Annotated in this window: 16 protein-coding genes and 1 tRNA gene; 12 read left to right on the forward strand and 5 right to left on the reverse strand. The window is 65.0% G+C overall.

What is annotated here, in order from left to right:
* The first annotated feature begins 94 nt into the window (after nt 1-94).
* Complete coding sequence (locus tag ABID59_RS12105; RefSeq protein WP_354083522.1) at nt 95-1,057, forward strand: D-2-hydroxyacid dehydrogenase family protein; 963 nt, start codon at nt 95-97, stop codon at nt 1,055-1,057.
* A 73-nt stretch (nt 1,058-1,130) separates the two neighbouring features.
* On the opposite strand, the gene ABID59_RS12110 is transcribed toward ABID59_RS12105, so the two are convergent.
* Complete coding sequence (locus tag ABID59_RS12110) at nt 1,131-2,309, reverse strand: L,D-transpeptidase family protein (RefSeq protein WP_354083618.1); 1,179 nt, start codon at nt 2,307-2,309, stop codon at nt 1,131-1,133.
* A gap of 364 nt (nt 2,310-2,673) precedes the next feature.
* Between ABID59_RS12110 and ABID59_RS12115 the strand changes: the two genes are divergently transcribed.
* On the forward strand, nt 2,674-3,450 hold the full coding sequence (locus tag ABID59_RS12115) for a hypothetical protein (RefSeq protein ID WP_354083523.1): 777 nt from the start codon (nt 2,674-2,676) through the stop codon (nt 3,448-3,450).
* Nucleotides 3,451-3,452: 2 nt separating this feature from the next.
* Here ABID59_RS12115 and sseA read toward each other — a convergent pair whose 3' ends face one another.
* The 3 genes from sseA to ABID59_RS12130 form a co-directional block, all read right to left on the reverse strand.
* Entirely contained in the window at nt 3,453-4,307 is an 855-nt protein-coding gene (sseA, locus tag ABID59_RS12120; protein WP_354083524.1) for a 3-mercaptopyruvate sulfurtransferase, read from the reverse strand.
* A 186-nt stretch (nt 4,308-4,493) separates the two neighbouring features.
* Complete coding sequence (locus tag ABID59_RS12125) at nt 4,494-4,907, reverse strand: rhodanese-like domain-containing protein (protein ID WP_148750600.1); 414 nt, start codon at nt 4,905-4,907, stop codon at nt 4,494-4,496.
* Between the two features lie 32 nt (nt 4,908-4,939).
* On the reverse strand, nt 4,940-6,115 hold the full coding sequence (locus tag ABID59_RS12130; RefSeq protein ID WP_148750601.1) for a vWA domain-containing protein: 1,176 nt from the start codon (nt 6,113-6,115) through the stop codon (nt 4,940-4,942).
* Nucleotides 6,116-6,238: 123 nt separating this feature from the next.
* On the opposite strand from ABID59_RS12130, the gene ABID59_RS12135 reads away from it, so the two are divergent.
* The 4 genes from ABID59_RS12135 to ABID59_RS12150 all read left to right on the forward strand — a co-directional run bounded on the left by ABID59_RS12135 (nt 6,239) and on the right by ABID59_RS12150 (nt 9,488).
* Complete coding sequence (locus ABID59_RS12135; RefSeq protein WP_148750602.1) at nt 6,239-6,484, forward strand: GlsB/YeaQ/YmgE family stress response membrane protein; 246 nt, start codon at nt 6,239-6,241, stop codon at nt 6,482-6,484.
* Between the two features lie 93 nt (nt 6,485-6,577).
* A complete protein-coding gene (locus ABID59_RS12140) occupies nt 6,578-7,420 on the forward strand; it encodes an AAA family ATPase (RefSeq protein ID WP_354083525.1) in 843 nt (280 codons plus the stop codon).
* Nucleotides 7,421-8,450: 1,030 nt separating this feature from the next.
* Nucleotides 8,451-8,603 carry a hypothetical protein gene (locus tag ABID59_RS12145; protein WP_246229774.1) on the forward strand — a complete coding sequence of 51 codons (153 nt, stop codon included), beginning with the start codon at nt 8,451-8,453 and terminating at the stop codon, nt 8,601-8,603.
* A 588-nt stretch (nt 8,604-9,191) separates the two neighbouring features.
* A complete protein-coding gene (locus ABID59_RS12150) occupies nt 9,192-9,488 on the forward strand; it encodes a hypothetical protein (protein WP_354083526.1) in 297 nt (98 codons plus the stop codon).
* Nucleotides 9,489-9,805: 317 nt separating this feature from the next.
* Here ABID59_RS12150 and ABID59_RS12155 read toward each other — a convergent pair.
* Nucleotides 9,806-9,882: transfer RNA gene (locus ABID59_RS12155), tRNA-Pro, on the reverse strand.
* A 74-nt stretch (nt 9,883-9,956) separates the two neighbouring features.
* Between ABID59_RS12155 and ABID59_RS12160 the strand changes: the two genes are divergently transcribed.
* The 6 genes from ABID59_RS12160 (at nt 9,957) to ABID59_RS12185 (ending at nt 15,890) form a co-directional block, all read left to right on the forward strand.
* The gene (locus ABID59_RS12160) at nt 9,957-10,940 is read left to right on the forward strand and encodes an L-threonylcarbamoyladenylate synthase (protein WP_354083619.1); all 984 of its coding nucleotides are present in this window, start codon (nt 9,957-9,959) and stop codon (nt 10,938-10,940) included.
* A gap of 22 nt (nt 10,941-10,962) precedes the next feature.
* A complete protein-coding gene (locus ABID59_RS12165; RefSeq protein ID WP_354083527.1) occupies nt 10,963-12,390 on the forward strand; it encodes an FAD-binding oxidoreductase in 1,428 nt (475 codons plus the stop codon).
* A 2-nt stretch (nt 12,391-12,392) separates the two neighbouring features.
* On the forward strand, nt 12,393-12,830 hold the full coding sequence (locus tag ABID59_RS12170; RefSeq protein WP_354083528.1) for a GNAT family acetyltransferase: 438 nt from the start codon (nt 12,393-12,395) through the stop codon (nt 12,828-12,830).
* A 213-nt stretch (nt 12,831-13,043) separates the two neighbouring features.
* A complete protein-coding gene (locus ABID59_RS12175; RefSeq protein WP_148752151.1) occupies nt 13,044-13,625 on the forward strand; it encodes an NUDIX hydrolase in 582 nt (193 codons plus the stop codon).
* A 102-nt stretch (nt 13,626-13,727) separates the two neighbouring features.
* On the forward strand, nt 13,728-14,657 hold the full coding sequence (locus ABID59_RS12180; RefSeq protein WP_354083529.1) for a glycine reductase: 930 nt from the start codon (nt 13,728-13,730) through the stop codon (nt 14,655-14,657).
* A 39-nt stretch (nt 14,658-14,696) separates the two neighbouring features.
* On the forward strand, nt 14,697-15,890 hold the full coding sequence (locus ABID59_RS12185; RefSeq protein WP_354083530.1) for a CaiB/BaiF CoA transferase family protein: 1,194 nt from the start codon (nt 14,697-14,699) through the stop codon (nt 15,888-15,890).
* Nucleotides 15,891-15,895 lie beyond the last annotated feature (5 nt).

Raw genomic sequence — 15,895 nt, forward strand, 5'->3', positions numbered from 1 at the left:
TTGCACGCAAGCATGATTGCGCGCAACCATGGCCCGGTTCCGACGGTGGCGCCCCTCCGACTGACGCGCCACCTCTCGCCATGGATGAACGCTGATGACGCGGCTGCGCTGTGCAATTCTCGACGACTATTTCAACCTCGCCCTCGACGTCGCCGACTGGGCGAAACTATCCGACCGCGTCGATGTCACCGTGTTCGGCCATCCCTTTGCCTCGGAGCAGGCCGCAGCCAGCGCGCTGGCCGATTTCGAGATCGTCTGCGCGATGCGTGAGCGCACCGCGTTCCCTAGGAGCCTGTTCGACAAGTTGCCGAGGCTGAAGCTGCTGCTTACCTCCGGAATGCGCAATGCCGCGATCGACATCGAGGCCGCGAAGGCGCGCGGCGTCGCCATCGGCGGCACGCAATATTCCCGCGATCCGACCGCGCCGCTCACCATGGGCCTGATCCTGGAACTGACCCGCGGCATCGGCCGCGAGAATGCGCGCATGCATGCGGGCGAGCCCTGGCAGACTTTTGCCGGCGTCGAGATCGAGGGCCTCACGCTCGGCATCGTCGGCCTCGGCAAGCTCGGCACCAAGATGGCCGGCATCGCCAAGACATTCGGCATGAACGTGATCGCCTGGAGCCCCAACCTCACGCCGGAGAAGTGCACGGCGGTTGGCGTCGGCTACGCCACCAAGGAGGAGCTGTTCGCCAAGGCCGATATCGTCACCATCCATGTGGTGCTGAGCGACCGCTCACGCGGCCTCGTCAGCCGCGCGGACCTCGCGCGGATGAAGCCGACCGCCTTCCTCGTCAACACTGCGCGCGGGCCGATCGTGGACGAGCAGGCACTGCTCGAAGCCTTGCAGCAACGGAAGATCGCGGGCGCCGGCATCGACGTGTTCTCGGTCGAGCCGCTGCCGGTCGACCATCCCTTCCGCAAGCTCGACAATCTCGTGCTGACGCCGCATCTCGGCTACGCGACCGAGGACGGCCTGCGTATCCATTACGGCCAGATGGTCGAGGCGATCGACGCCTTCACTGAGGGTAATGAGCTGCCGCGCAAGCTCGCCTGAAGCGACGCAGATCTCGAACGACGAAGGGCGTGCCGATGGCACGCCCTTCTCGATCTCAATTGTCGCTTAGCGCTTAGCGCACGGTGACCGGTGCGGGCAGCGGCGGCACCACCGTCGGCTGCGTGCCGGGGACCGGACCTGCCTGGGCGGCCATCGGAGCGGGACCGGGCGCAGGCGCGGCCGACGCAGTCGCGGTGCCCGGCGGCGGACTACCCTGCATCACCACCACGCGGGTCCCGACCTTGGCGCGGTCGAACAGATCCGAGACGTCCTCATTCAGCATGCCGATACAGCCGGAGGAGACGAACTTGCCGATCGTCGAAGGCTGGTTGGTGCCGTGGATGCGATAGACGGTCGAGCCAAGATACATGGCGCGGGCACCGAGAGGATTGCCTTCGCCGCCGGCCATGAAGCGCGGCAGATAGGGCTGGCGCTCGATCATTTCCACCGGCGGATGCCAATCCGGCCACTCGGCCTTGCGGGTGATCTTCTGCACGCCGGTCCAGGTGAAGCCGTCGCGGCCGACGCGGACGCCGTAGCGGATCGCACGGCCATTGCCGAGGACGTAATAGAGGTAGGTGTTCGGAGTATCGACCACGATGGTGCCAGCCGGCTCCTTGGTCTGGAACACGACTTCCTGGCGGCGCAGGTTCGCCGCCAGCTGCGCCGGTGCTGCGTCAGGCTGCTCCTCGGGCGGCAGTGACGCCACCGACATCGGCCGGCCACCGGCACCGGGCTGCGGCGACACCGCTCCGGTCGCGGCCGGGCCACCAACGGCTTCCGGCGGACGCATGTCATCACTGGCGGGCGCTTGGCCCGGACGGTCGGCATAGATCACCGCGGGCGGGCCGGCAGGGCGGCCGTAGCGGGGATCATCGGGTGACATCACCGGGCCCTGCGGCGGCGCGGCGGAATAGACGGGCGGAGCGCCAGCCGGACGGCCGTAACGCGGATCATCGGGCGACATCACCGGACCCTGCGGCGGGGCAGCCGAATAGACCGGGGGAGCGCCGGCAGGGCGGCCGTAGCGCGGATCGTCAGCCGGACCCGGCGGCGGCAGCGAGGCCTGCGGCATCGCGTCGTCGTCATCCTCCAGCGCGTCGAAATTCGGGGTGCGGTCGCCGGGCCGATATTCGGCCGGAGCGCCGTAGCTCGGCGCCTGCTGAACCGGATAGCTCTGGGCCTGTGCGAGCGAGGTTCCCGCCGCAGCGACTGTTGCGGCAGCGCATATCGTCAGAAAATGTTTGATCATCATCGCTCTTGTATAGCCCCCGGGCCCCGTCCGAGCCGTTAACGGCCAGATGACCGAAGATAGCGGCACATTCAAGACATAGCAGGCTGATTTGTGCCTGATTTCGCGATTTGTGATGCAATTGCACACAGTTGCTCCGTTGCATCACGGGGATGGAAATCGCATCGCGCCGTAGATTGCCGGAGTTATCAGCCCCGATTTTTACGGAACGGCGCGGAGACGTTGCGATATGGTCGAATTAGCCTGATTCGTCACCGATTTGAGCTCGGATCCAGCGTGGCGAACGCGGCAATCAGTATCGTCACCGCGTTCAGATGGCTCATGGGCCCTGGCCAGCCGCCGGGCGGAAATTCGTAACCCGTCAATGCTTCCCGGCTTTCGCTTCCTGCTTGCCGCGATCCTGCTGTCTGCCTCCATCCTGGTGTTCGGCCTGGGAGCCGCCTCACTGCTGCGGGCGAGCCACGAGCAGTATGTCAGCAACCCGTCCTGGCGGAGCGGCCCGCAGGAGCAGGTGTTCGCGCAAGCCTCCGAGCCGGTGCTCGCGGCGCTCCGCGTGGAGCCCGTCGCACCTGATGCCAACGAGGCGGCGCCCGCAATGCAGGACCAGGTCCCGAGCATTGGGCTGCCCGCGGTCGAGACCGGGCCCGAGCAGATGGCCGCAGTGACGCTCGAGGCCAAGGTCCAACCTGAGCCTCAGCCTGAGCCTCAGATCGCCGTCGCGTCGCCCGCAGAGCCGGCTGCGCCCGTCACCGACGTGCCAGCCCCCGAGCAAGCCAGGATCCAGGCTGCGGCTCCTGCGCCCGCCGACACACTCACCCTGGCCGACACGAGTGCTTCCATCACCACCACGACGCCGGCCCCGGCGATGGGCGCCACCGACGTGCCGCGAACCGCGACACCGGCGCTGGCATCGCGCGTGAGCGACATTGCAGCAGCCAGGGTGGCTGCGCTGAACGACCTCGCGCCGACGAAGTCCAAAGCCGGCAGCGCGACGCAAGCGAGCAAGCCGCGCGCGCACAAGCCGAAGAAGCGTCACCGCATCGTACGGCGTCCGCCGCCTCAGCAGTTACAACGATCACTCGATCCGTTCGGCCAGCAGCAGCAGCAGACGCTCGCCACGACCGCCACGCGCACGCGCTGACCTTAGGCCGGCCCTGTCGCGATCGGCGGGCCTTTCTCCTGGCCCCATTCCGACCACGAGCCGTCATAGAGTGCGGTGTCGGTAATCCCGAGGCGATAGAGCGCGAGCGTCAGCACGCCGGCCGACACGCCGGAGCCGCAGCTCGTCACGATCGGCGCATCGAGCTTGACACCGGCGCCGGTGAAGGCGGCGCGAAGCTCCTCGAGCGGCTTCATCGTGCCGGCCGCGGCATCGAACAGCTGATTGTAAGGCACGTTGCGCGCACCGGGGATGTGACCGGAGCGGATGCCCGCGCGCGGCTCGGGCGCGCGGCCTTCGAAGCGATCGGCGGCGCGGGCGTCGATCACCTGCTCGGCGCGGCTTTCGACATTGGCGATCAGCTGCTGCATGCTGCGCACGCGCTTCGGATCGTAGCTCGCCTTGAAGCTTGCAGGCTTCGGCTTCACCTCGCCGCTCTCGACCGGACGCCCCTCGGCGCGCCACTTCTTCAGGCCGCCATTGAGGATGCGCACATTGCTGTGGCCGAACGCCAAAAACATCCACCACGCGCGCGGCGCAGCGACCCAGCCGCCGGCATCGTAGAGCACGACGGTATCGGCATTGGAGATGCCGAGATTGCCGACATCGCGGCCGAACTGCTCGGCGCTCGGATACATGTGCGGCAGGGGGTTGGAATGGTCAGACACCGCATCGACGTCGAAGAACACCGCGCCCGGCAGATGCGCGGCGAGATAGTCATCCTTCGGCAGCGGCAGCACGCCCGGCAGCTTGAAGCTGGCGTCGAGCACTTTGACGTTGGCATCGTTGATGTGGGCGGCGAGCCATTCGGTGGAGACGAGGGGGTCGGTGGGGGTCATGCTAGGTCTTCCTTGCCATTCCGAAGTTGAAGCAATGCGCATCAAACTCCGCTGTCATCGTCCGGCTTGACCGGACGATCCAGTATTCCAGAGACGGTTGCGATTGAGCGGAGAAGCCGCGGCGTACTGGATTCCCCGCCTGCGCGGGGAATGACAGCAGAGATCGGAGCAGCAGCAGAGCACCCCTCACCCCTTCTTCTTCGGCTCCCACTGCTCGGTCGGGCCGCCTGCATCGCGCCAGGCCGCGTAGCCGCCGGCGATGTGGGCGACGGGCTTGAGGCCCATGTCCTTTGCGGTCTTGGCCGCGAGCGCGGAGCGCAGGCCGCCGGCGCAGTGGAACACGAATTTCTTGTCTTCCTGGAAGATCGGCTTCGCATACGGGCTCTGCGGATCGATCCAGAATTCGAGCATGCCGCGCGTACAGGAGAACGCGCCGGGGATACGGCCGTCGCGCTCGATCTCGCGGGGGTCGCGGATGTCGACAATGACGACGTCGCCGTTCTTGGATATCTCGATGGCGTCCCTGGCGGTGAGCGTCTCGATTTCGCTATTGGCCTCGTCGATCAGCGCCTGGATGCCGCGGGTGATGTTTTGGGGCATGTAGCTCTCCCTCTTGTCGGCCGCGCGTGCAGCTAGTGCGTCAATTCCTTCATCGCTCCCTCAAGTCCCTCGATCGTGATCGGGAACATGCGGTTGGCGAAGATGCGTTTGATGATGGTGGTCGATTCCGAATAGTCCCAGTGCTTCTGCGCAACCGGGTTGAGCCACACCGAATGCGGATAGGTACGGATGATGCGATCGAGCCAGACCGAGCCGGGCTCCTCGTTGACGTGCTCGACCGAGCCACCGGGCACCATGATCTCGTAAGGCGACATCGAGGCGTCGCCGACGAACACGACCTTGTAGTCGTGTGGATATTTATGCAGCACATCCCAGGTCGGCGTGCGATCGGTGAAGCGGCGCTTGTTCTGCTTCCACACGCCTTCATAGAGGCAGTTGTGGAAGTAGAAATACTCCATGTGCTTGAACTCGCTCTTCGCCGCCGAGAACAGCTCCTCGACCTGCTCGATATGCGAATCCATGGAGCCGCCGATGTCGAAGAACACCAGCAGCTTCACCGCATTGCGCCTTTCAGGGCGCATGTGGACGTCGAGATAGCCGTGATTGGCGGTCTCGCGGATGGTGGTGTCGAGATCGAGCTCATCCGGCGCACCGGTGCGCGCGAACTTGCGCAGGCGGCGCAGCGCCACCTTGATGTTGCGAATGCCGAGCTCGACATTACCGTCGAGGTCTTTGAACTCGCGCTTGTCCCACACCTTCACGGCACGGTTGTTGCGGTTCTTCTCCTGGCCGATACGAACGCCTTCAGGATTGTAACCATGCGCGCCGAACGGCGAAGTGCCGGCGGTGCCGATCCATTTCGAGCCGCCCTGGTGCCGGCCCTTCTGCTCCTCGAGCCGCTTCTTCAAGGTCTCCATGAGCTTGTCCCAGCCCATGGCCTCGATCTGCTTCTTCTCGTCCTCACTGAGGTATTTCTCGGCGAGCTTCTTCAGCCACTCCTGGGGGATCTCCGCCTTCTCCATGGCGTCGAGCAGGCTTTCCAGCCCCTTGAACACCGTGCCGAAGACACGGTCGAACTTGTCGAGGTTGCGCTCGTCCTTCACCAGCGAGGTGCGCGACAGATAATAGAAATTCTCGACCGAATAGTCCGACAGATCAGCGTCGAGCGCCTCCATCAACGTGAGGTATTCGCGCAGCGTCACGGGGACCTGCGCATCGCGCAGAGACGTAAAGAATTGCAGGAACATGGGTGACAGATTGCCCGTCGGGTGGCCGACGTCAAGGGGCGGAGACCGGCGCTGCACGCTGGACCGATGGGCTTTTTGCTCTAGAATTGACCGCCTCTCAGGGTTGTTTTGGGGACGTTTGCAATGGGTATTCTCGCAGCGCTCATCATTGGCGCGATCGCCGGCTGGCTTGCCGGCAAGATTGTCCACGGAGCGGGATTTGGGCTGATCGGCAACATCGTCGTCGGCATCATCGGCGCGCTGGTGGCGGGCTGGGTGCTGCCGCAGCTCGGCATCGCGCTGGCGACCGGCACGCTGGGCGCCATCATTGACGCCACGGTCGGTGCGGTGATTGTGCTCGTCATCCTTTCGCTGATAAAACGGGTCTGAAAGCCTGACCGAACCAGGAACGGCCGCCATGAGCGGCCGTTCCTTTTGTTGGACCACGGCAATGCCGGGGCCGACGACCAACAAGGACGCGCGATGAAATTTACCGGCACCAAGGACTATGTTGCGACCAATGATCTCAAGGTCGCCGTCAATGCCTCGATCGTGCTGGAGCGCCCGCTGCTGATCAAGGGCGAGCCCGGCACCGGCAAGACGGTGCTGGCCGAGGAAGTGGCGAAGGCGCTGAACGCGCCGCTTCTGACCTGGCACATCAAGTCCACCACCAAGGCGCAGCAGGGCCTCTACGAATACGACGCGGTGTCGCGCCTGCGCGACAGCCAGCTCGGCGACGCGCGTGTTTCGGACATCAAGAACTACATCAAGCGCGGCAAGCTGTGGGACGCCTTCGCGGCCGAGCAGCGCCCGGTGCTGCTGATCGACGAGATCGACAAGGCCGACATCGAATTTCCCAACGATCTGCTGCTCGAGCTCGACCGCATGGAATTCCATGTCTACGAGACCGGCGAGACGATCAAGGCGAAGCAGCGCCCGATCATGATGATCACCTCCAACAACGAGAAGGAGCTGCCGGACGCCTTCCTGCGCCGCTGCTTCTTCCACTACATCAAGTTCCCCGACGCCGACACGATGGGCCGCATCGTCGACGTCCACTTCCCCGGCATCAAGAAGCGCCTGGTCGAGGAAGCACTGCGCATCTTCTTCGAGGTCCGCGAGGTGCCCGGCCTGAAGAAGAAGCCGTCGACGTCGGAGCTGCTCGACTGGCTCAAGCTGCTGCTCAACGAGGACATGAGTGTCGAGCAGCTGCGCGAGCGCGATCCGCGCAAGCTGATTCCGCCGCTGCACGGCGCGCTGCTGAAGAACGAGCAGGACGTGCATCTGTTCGAGCGGCTGGCGTTCTTGAGCCGACGGGAAGTGTAGGGTCAGGCACTGTTTCTCCCGTCCACCTCAGGGTGACGGTGAGAAATTTGAGCTCGCCGCTCTCTCCATTCGTCATTGCGAGCGCAGCGAAGCAATCCAGAGTCTTTCCGCGGTGACAGTCTGGATTGCTTCGCTGCGCTCGCAATGACGGAGCAAGGTGCGGCATCGCGGTTTCCAACTCGCATCTCAATCGCAGACACACGCTCGCATCCTCGCGGCATATTCCGCCCGAGCTATGCTCTCTCCGTTACACCCTCATGAAAGAGGGCGCAGGGAAGGCCGGGTGCTGACCTCGCACCCACGGTCCGCTGTGCGCATGTAGCGCAAAAAGAACTGCACAGCGGCATACAGGTGAAGCCGAACACACGGCCTTCCCTGCGCAGTGGGTTGACGGCTTATGCCGTGCTCTCCCGGGAGCCGAATTCCTTCTGGCCTCCCTCGCCTCGCGAAAGTCGCCGACACCGCGCCGGTTGACGCCAATGCCGCATCCGCCAAGGCTTGACCGTAGCAACGACGGCCAGGACCACACGGTTTTGCCGTACGCACACAGCGCCGCTCGTCCGCACGAAGCCTCGGGTTCACGGAGAGCAATCCGCCCTGCCCTTGACCTCTCGTACACGACGCTGCCGCGTCCACCGCAACCCGGCCCGCGCTTCGAACGACTCGCGAACCGCCCCTCTTCGTGGGCCGGGCTGTTTCGATGTATGCCGCAATTCCGAATTTCGGTAAAGCGGAATATCTTTCCGGAAGCAGGTTGACAGGTTTTGCGGTGTTTTGCCCGCCGGGCAATGTGAGGTCCCGGAACGACAACGGAAAGTGCGGCGGCCATCCAAGCATTCCAGGAACTTTCGTTGCCAATCTGCAACGGTTCCCGGCAATCTAAGACTGGACAAAATGAACGCCCATTGCGGCCACGAACCCTGCTCACAACGCCGTGAGACAAGTCAGGGGAACGACGATGCGAGCACAACGCGTTTGGAACGTGAATGGAGCCGCCAGCATCGGGCAGCTTCAGTCCAGATTGGACGATTTGAACAAGCGCCTGAATCAGCTTGAAAGCCAGCATCCCGAGAGCTGGAAGGTCGAAGAGCTGAGATCGAGCGCACTCAGCCTGTCGCGGGAGATCGACGACATCCGCTGCGCCGAGGCGACGGCGGCCTTGCGGGAATTGCTGCGGAAGTAAGACCCCGGTCGGCGCGACGGATCCGTGATCGGCCGCGCGCCCGTCGCCATGGATCAAGGAACCAAGGCGCAGCCCCCGCCATTTCCATGAAGAGCATGGAGCAAAATCATGACCAGGCACCTGACACGAGCCCATCTTGCGCGCGGTGTGGCCGGCGCGGTTTCCACGCTGGTCCTGTGCGCGACGATGGCCTTCACCATCGCGTACCACTTCGCGTTGTGAAGGAGAGTTCACATGATGTCCGCCCCCGAGGAGCCGGTGAGGCTGCAAGGCTTTGGCGCTCGCGCCACTGGAGCGATCGGAGGCCACAATCTTCCGCGTCCGCGACGGCGCGCATTTGGCCGCGCGAGATCGCCGACCTTGCCTCGGAATGGGACATGACGCCGATGGCGAACGACAGGTCTCCAGGACTCGTCGCGCACCCACACTGGCCGGACGTCATTCGCGGCACGCGCTCGCGTCAAGGGATCACGGCGTTCCGCGAAACCCGACGAAACCATTGTTGCTCGCGAAATCGCGACCGCTCCGCTGGGAACGCCTGGAGGCAGCAGGGATTGATGCCTATCCAACCGAGACATGGAGACAACCATGACACGTATGAAACTTCTGAGTGCGGCCGCACTGGTGGCCACCGTTTTGCCGCTCGCGACCGCAAGCCCCAGCCTCGCCGCGGGACGCGGTCCGGGCTGGTGCACTCCGCCGAGCGGAGACGCTGTCGGCGCCGCCGGCCCGGCCATGAACGGCGGCCAGTTGATGGCTGGCGTCGGCCAATGCCGTCGCGTCGGCGGCTGGCATCAGACCAACACCTACGGCTATCGGGGGCCCGGTTACGGATATGATGAGCCCGGCTGGGGCGCACCGGCTTACGCTCCCTACGAGTACTGATGCCCTGATACCGCAAGGTCACAGCGGCGCGGTCTATCTTGACCGCGCCGTTTGCGTTGGATGAACACCTGGTAGAGCGCAGCGAATGTCCTGAAGCGGATTGGTTCGCGCGCGGCGCGGCGGAATCCTGCCGAAATCGCACCACGTGAGGGTGATCTTCAGGCAAATCTCGTTTCCAAGCCATGCCGCGCGCTCGAGCGCCCCTGCAAGGGCCAAATCGGCCGTGGACCCGCCTCGAAAATCGTTGCAAAAAGACGCTCCCGAGGCGCTGGCGGCCGGTCCGCCAAGCCTCTGGAAAACGTCGATTTTTGGAAGAATGGTCGGAGTGGCAGGATTCGAACCTGCGACCCCTGCGTCCCGAACGCAGTGCTCTACCGGGCTGAGCCACACTCCGACAAGAAGGCGGCTTATAGCGTCGGGTTTCACGCACCGCAAGCGGCCGAGCTGAGGAATTTTGTCCCTGTGAAAATGCGTCTTGAAACGTCGATTTTACCGGCCGGCCAAGCCGGCGCGCAAGCCGCCGCCCGGATTTTGGCCGCCGGCGGCCTGGTCGCGTTTCCGACCGAGACGGTCTACGGGCTCGGCGCGGACGCGGCGAACGCGACCGCGATCGCCCATCTCTACGCCGCCAAGGGGCGGCCGGCCTTCAATCCGCTGATCGCCCACGTCGCGGACCTCGCGGCTGCACGGCGCATCGGGAGGTTCGATGCGCGCGCCCTGAAGCTCGCCGAGGCGTTCTGGCCGGGGCCGCTGACGCTGGTGGTGCCGAAGACGGATGGTTGTCCGGTCGCCGATCTCGCCACTGCGGGCCTCGACACCGTCGCGATCCGCATTCCCGCCCACCCGGTGGCCGAAGCCATTTTACGCGCCTTTGGCGGGGCCGTGGTGGCGCCGTCGGCAAATATCTCCGGCCATGTCTCGCCGACGCTGGCCGCCCATGTCGAGAGTGACCTTGCGGGACGGATCGACCTGATCGTCGACGGTGGGCCGGTTGCGGTGGGCGTGGAATCGACCATTGTCGGCTGCTTCGAGGCGCCGATGCTACTGCGCCCCGGCGGGTTGTCACGCGACCGGATCGAGGCCGTCCTGGGCGCAGCCCTGGCGCGGCCGCCGGTGGAGGCCGGGAGCGACGACAGCCAGCCGCTGGCACCGGGCATGATGGCCTCGCATTACGCGCCGCGCGCGGCCGTGCGGCTCGATGCGCGCGAGGTGGCACCGGGCGAAGCGCTGCTGGCGTTCGGGCCGGCGCGCCTGCCCGGCGTTGACGCCGCGTCAGCAGTCATGAATTTGTCGCCCGCCGGCGATCTCGATGAAGCCGCCGCCAATCTGTTCGGCTATCTTCGCGCCCTCGATGCGAAGAGGCCGCGGGCGATTGCCGTGATGACGATCCCCGAAGACGATCTGGGCGAGGCGATCAACGACCGGCTGCGCCGGGCTGCCGTGGCGAGATAAGAGCGAAGCAAGAGACGAAACAATGAACATCGATAAATCGGCCACTCCTCCGCTTGCGCCCGAGCTGATCGAACAATTCCGCAAGATCGTCGGCGAGCGCCACGCGATCACCGATGCGGCCGACATCGAGGCCTACGTCACCGAGGAGCGCAACCTGTTCCACGGTCGTTCGCCGCTGGTGCTGCGGCCAGGCTCGACGGCGGAAGTGTCCGAAATCTGCAAGCTCGCCTCCGAGCATAAAATCGCGCTGGTGCCGCAGGGCGGCAACACCGGACTCGTCGGGGGACAGACGCCGCACAATGGCGAGGTCGTGGTGTCGCTGCGCCGGCTCGACAAGATCCGCGAAGTCGACACCGCCTCCAACACCATGACCTGCGAGGCCGGCGTGGTGCTGCAAATCGCGCAGCAGAGGGCATCCGACGTGGACCGGCTGTTTCCGCTGTCGCTGGGCGCGGAAGGAAGCTGCACCATCGGCGGCAATCTCTCGACCAATGCCGGCGGCACCGCCGCACTAGCCTATGGCGTGGCGCGCGAGATGGCGCTGGGGCTGGAAGTGGTGCTCGCCGATGGACGCGTGCTCAACGTGCTGTCGAAGCTGAAGAAGGACAACACCGGCTACAATCTGCACAACCTCTTCATCGGCGCGGAAGGCACGCTCGGCATCATCACGGCGGCGACATTAAAACTGTTTCCCAAGCCGCGGGCGGTCGAGACGGCCTATGTCGGGCTGAAATCGCCGGCGGCGGCGCTGAAGCTGCTGACAATCTCGCAGAGCGAGGCCGCCAATGCTTTGACGAGCTTCGAGCTGCTCTCGGAGATGGCGGTGGATTTCTCGGTCCGCCACGGCATCGACGTGCGCGATCCGCTTGCGGAGAAGCATCCCTGGTACGTGCTGATGGAATTGTCCTCTCCCGGCGACGACGCCCGCACGCCGCTGGAGACAATCCTCGCCCGCGCCATGGAGGAGGAAATCGTCGACGATGCCGTGATCGCGGCCAATCTCAGCCAGCGCAGCAACTTCTGGAAGTTGCGCGAGGAGATGTCGTCGGCGCAGAAGCCCGAGGGCGGCTCGATCAAGCACGACATCTCCGTTCCCGTCGCCGCCGTGCCCGCCTTCATCGAGGAGGCCAACGCCGCCGTGGTGAAGCTGATCCCCGGCGCGCGGCCGGTGCCGTTCGGCCATCTCGGCGACGGCAATCTGCACTACAATGTCAGCCAGCCGATCGGCGCCAACACCGCGGACTACCTGGCGTGCTGGCACGAGATGAACGCTGTTGTGTTCGAGATCGTGCTGCGGATGGGCGGCTCGATCTCGGCCGAGCACGGCATCGGCGTGCTCAAGCGCGACGAGCTGCCAGAGGTGAAGGACAAGACCGCGATCGAGCTGATGCGCGCAATCAAGGCGATGCTCGATCCGCACGGCATCATGAACCCGGGGAAAGTGCTGTGAGCGTGTCCGCCCTTACGATCGACGCCATCCAGGATGCCGATGTCGAGCCGGTGGTCGCGCTGTGGCAGCGCTGCGGCCTGACGCGGCCGTGGAACGATCCGCATGCCGATATCGCGCTGGCGCGGCGGCGCGACAACTCGACGATCCTGATCGGCCGCGATGGCGGCGCGATCGTTGCGACCGTCATGGTCGGCCATGATGGCCATCGCGGCTGGGTCTATTACGTCGCGGTCGACCCCGATGGCCGCAAGCGCGGTCATGGCCGCGTCATCATGGCGGCGGCTGAGGACTGGCTGCGGCAGGCCGGGATTGCCAAGCTCCAGCTCCTGGTCCGGCGCGAGAATGCGCAGGCGAATGCGTTCTATCAATCGCTCGGCTTCGAGGAATCGACCTCGGTGATGTTCCAGAAGTGGCTCGACGGCCGCGCGTCTACTTCATAAGGCTCAACCGAGATGCGGCCGCGAGAACAACTGCGCCCCCTCGCCCCGTTCTTACGGGGAGAGGGGTGGGGTGAGGGGCCTCTCTCCACACGTGAGATCGTCGACGGACCTGTACCCCCTCACCCGGATTGCTCCGGACGATGCTTCGCATCGCCGAGGCAATCCGACCTCTCCCCGCAGGCGGGGCGAGGTGAAGAAAACTGAGAGACAGCAATGACCATTTCCGACCGCGTCCGTATCAAGGACGTCCGCGTGCTCTCGGACGGCTGGACGCCCCTGAAGAACACCACGTTCGACTACCGGCGCGCCAATGGCGAGTGGCAGACGCAGCACCGGGAAACCTATGAGCGCGACAATGCCGCCGCCGTGCTGCCCTACAATCGCGCGCGGCGCAGCGTGATCCTGGTGCGCCAGTTCCGCCTGCCGGCGTTTATCCGCGGCTACGACGATCTCCTGATCGAGGCCGCCGCCGGCGTGCTGGACGACGCCTTGCCTGAGGTGCGCATCCGCGCCGAAGCCGAGGAGGAAACCGGCTATCGCCTGCACGACGTCCACAAGGTGTTCGAGGCCTTCATGAGCCCGGGCGCGGTGACCGAAAAATTGCATTTCTTCGTCGCCGAATATGAACCGGAAATGCGCGTCAGCGATGGCGGCGGCCTCGAGCACGAGGGCGAGGACATCGAGGTGCTGGAGCTTGGCATCGACGAGGCACTGGCGATGATCGCCAATGGGCGGATCATCGACGCCAAGGCGATCATGCTGCTGCAATACGCCGCGCTGCATATTTTCAGGTAGCCCTGCCGGGGCGGCAATTCTGGCCTGCACAGCCGTGGCGCCTGTTGAGCAAACCGCGGACTATCTCTAGTCTGGCCTCAACAAGAACCAGGAGAAGCGCCCATGTCTGCCCCGCGCGACGACGAATTCGGCTTTGCGCCCGACTATGATTCCCCCGTTCCATATATGCAGCGGACGCGCGACTATTACAACGCGATCGGCTACGTCACGCCGTATCGCTGGGCGCACTATACCGAGGCGCCGTTCCAGAAGCTGAAGAAGCCGCTCGCGCAATCGCGCGTCACCATCATCACGACCGCGGCGCCCTACGATCCGGCCAAAGGCGATCAGGGGCCGGGCGCGGCGTATAATGGCAGCGCGAAGTTTTACCAGGTCTATGACGGCGACATCTCAAAGCAGCACGATTTGCGCATCTCGCATATCGGCTACGACCGCAAGCACACCACGGCGACCGACAACGGCACCTGGTTTCCGCTGCCGCAGCTTTTGAAGGCCAGTGCCGCCGGCCGCATCGGCGAGGTGAGTCGGCGCTTCTTCGGCGCGCCGACCAATCGCAGCCATCGCGTCACGCTGGACACCGATGCGCCGGAGATTTTGGCGCGCTGCATTGCCGACAAGGTCGACGCCGCCGTGCTGGTGCCGAACTGCCCGGTCTGCCACCAGACCACCGCGCTGGTGGCGCGGCATCTCGAGGCAGGCGGCATTCCGACCGTGATCATGGGCTGCGCGAAGGACATCATCGAGCACGCCGCCGTGCCGCGCTTTTTGTTCTCGGACTTCCCGCTCGGCAATTCCGCCGGCAAGCCCCACGACGTGAGCTCGCAGGCGCAGACCCTGGAGCTGGCGCTCAAAGTACTGGAGACCGCGAGCGGGCCGCAGACCACGATGCAATCGCCGCTGCGCTGGAGTGAGGACGCCTCCTGGAAGCTCGACTACAACAACGTCGCGCAAATGAGCGCCGAAGAGCTGGCACGCCACCGCGCCGAATTCGACAAGCAGAAGGAGATCGCGCGCGGCAATCGCGCCGCCTGACGTCCTCCGATAAAAATAGAACAACGAGGGGAGAGAGACGTGACGCGACCGTTCGAGGGCGTGAAGATCCTGGACTTCACGCAAGTGCTGGCCGGCCCCTATGCGAGCTACCAGCTCGCGCTACTGGGCGCCGACGTCATCAAGGTCGAGCGGCGCGAGGGGGAGGACATGCGCCGCACGCCGCTCTCACGCGAATGGGCCGGGCGCGGGCTGGCGCCGGCCTTCCAGGCCATCAACGGCAACAAGCGCAGCCTGACGCTGGATCTGCAAAAGCCCGACGCCGTCGCGATCGTGAAGAAGCTCGCCGCGACCGTCGACGTCGTCATGGAAAACTTCCGCCCCGGCGTGATGGACAAGCTCGGCATCGGCTACGAGGCGCTCTCGGCGATCAATCCGAAGCTGATCTATTGCGCGGTGTCAGGTTTTGGCCAGACCGGCCCGGATCGCCTGCGGCCCGGCTATGACGGCAAGATGCAGGCGCTCTCGGGCATCATGGCGATCACGGGGCATCCGGAAACAGGGCCGACTCGCGCCGGCTTTGCGGTGTGCGACGTTCTCTCGGGCGCAACGGCCGCCTTTGGCGTATCGAGCGCGCTCTACCAGCGCGACCGCACCGGCAAGGGACAGCTCATCGACGTCTCCATGCTGGAGGCGACGATGGCGTTTCTCTCCGGGCAGATCGCGGACTGGTCGGTCGCCGGCCATCGCCAGCAGCTCTCGGGCAACCAGGCGGTGAGCCGCAAGACCACCGCCAATCTGTTCAAGGCGGGCGACGGTTACATCCTGCTCGCCGTCAACAACGAAAAACAATACCGCGCGCTCATATCTGCACTCGGCCGCGAGGACACGCTGTCCGATCCGCGTTTCGCCGACTGGTTTTCGCGCAACGAGAACGAGCCCGCGCTGCGTGCCATCATCGAGGAGGCGCTTGCCGCAAAGCCTGCGCGCGAATGGGAGACGATCCTGGAGGACGCCGGCGCGCCCTGCGCCAGCATCTGGAAGATCGAGGAGGTCATCGACCATCCGCAGATCAAGGCGCGCGGCGCAATCCAGGAGCTCGACACGCCCTATGGCCGCCTGCGCTTTGCCGGCAGCGGCTTCAAGCTCGCGCACGGCGGCGGCAGACTGGACCGGATGGCGCCGGAATTGGGTGCGGATACGGATTCGGTGCTGGGCGAATTGGGGTTCGATGCGGCGGAGATCGCGGCGTTACGGGCGCGGGAGATTGTGTAGAGGGG

The sequence above is a fragment of the Bradyrhizobium sp. S3.3.6 genome, assembly GCF_040546905.1.
GTDB classification, from domain to species: Bacteria; Pseudomonadota; Alphaproteobacteria; order Rhizobiales; family Xanthobacteraceae; genus Bradyrhizobium; species Bradyrhizobium cytisi.

Coding starts and splice junctions, on each gene's coding strand:
- ABID59_RS12105 (WP_354083522.1), top strand. CDS start 95: ATGACGCGGCTGCGCTGTGCAATTCTCGACGACTATTTCAACCTCGCC.
- ABID59_RS12110 (WP_354083618.1), bottom strand. CDS start 2,309: ATGATCAAACATTTTCTGACGATATGCGCTGCCGCAACAGTCGCTGCG.
- ABID59_RS12115 (WP_354083523.1), top strand. CDS start 2,674: ATGCTTCCCGGCTTTCGCTTCCTGCTTGCCGCGATCCTGCTGTCTGCC.
- sseA (WP_354083524.1), bottom strand. CDS start 4,307: ATGACCCCCACCGACCCCCTCGTCTCCACCGAATGGCTCGCCGCCCAC.
- ABID59_RS12125 (WP_148750600.1), bottom strand. CDS start 4,907: ATGCCCCAAAACATCACCCGCGGCATCCAGGCGCTGATCGACGAGGCC.
- ABID59_RS12130 (WP_148750601.1), bottom strand. CDS start 6,115: ATGTTCCTGCAATTCTTTACGTCTCTGCGCGATGCGCAGGTCCCCGTG.
- ABID59_RS12135 (WP_148750602.1), top strand. CDS start 6,239: ATGGGTATTCTCGCAGCGCTCATCATTGGCGCGATCGCCGGCTGGCTT.
- ABID59_RS12140 (WP_354083525.1), top strand. CDS start 6,578: ATGAAATTTACCGGCACCAAGGACTATGTTGCGACCAATGATCTCAAG.
- ABID59_RS12150 (WP_354083526.1), top strand. CDS start 9,192: ATGACACGTATGAAACTTCTGAGTGCGGCCGCACTGGTGGCCACCGTT.
- ABID59_RS12160 (WP_354083619.1), top strand. CDS start 9,957: ATGCGTCTTGAAACGTCGATTTTACCGGCCGGCCAAGCCGGCGCGCAA.
- ABID59_RS12165 (WP_354083527.1), top strand. CDS start 10,963: ATGAACATCGATAAATCGGCCACTCCTCCGCTTGCGCCCGAGCTGATC.
- ABID59_RS12175 (WP_148752151.1), top strand. CDS start 13,044: ATGACCATTTCCGACCGCGTCCGTATCAAGGACGTCCGCGTGCTCTCG.
- ABID59_RS12180 (WP_354083529.1), top strand. CDS start 13,728: ATGTCTGCCCCGCGCGACGACGAATTCGGCTTTGCGCCCGACTATGAT.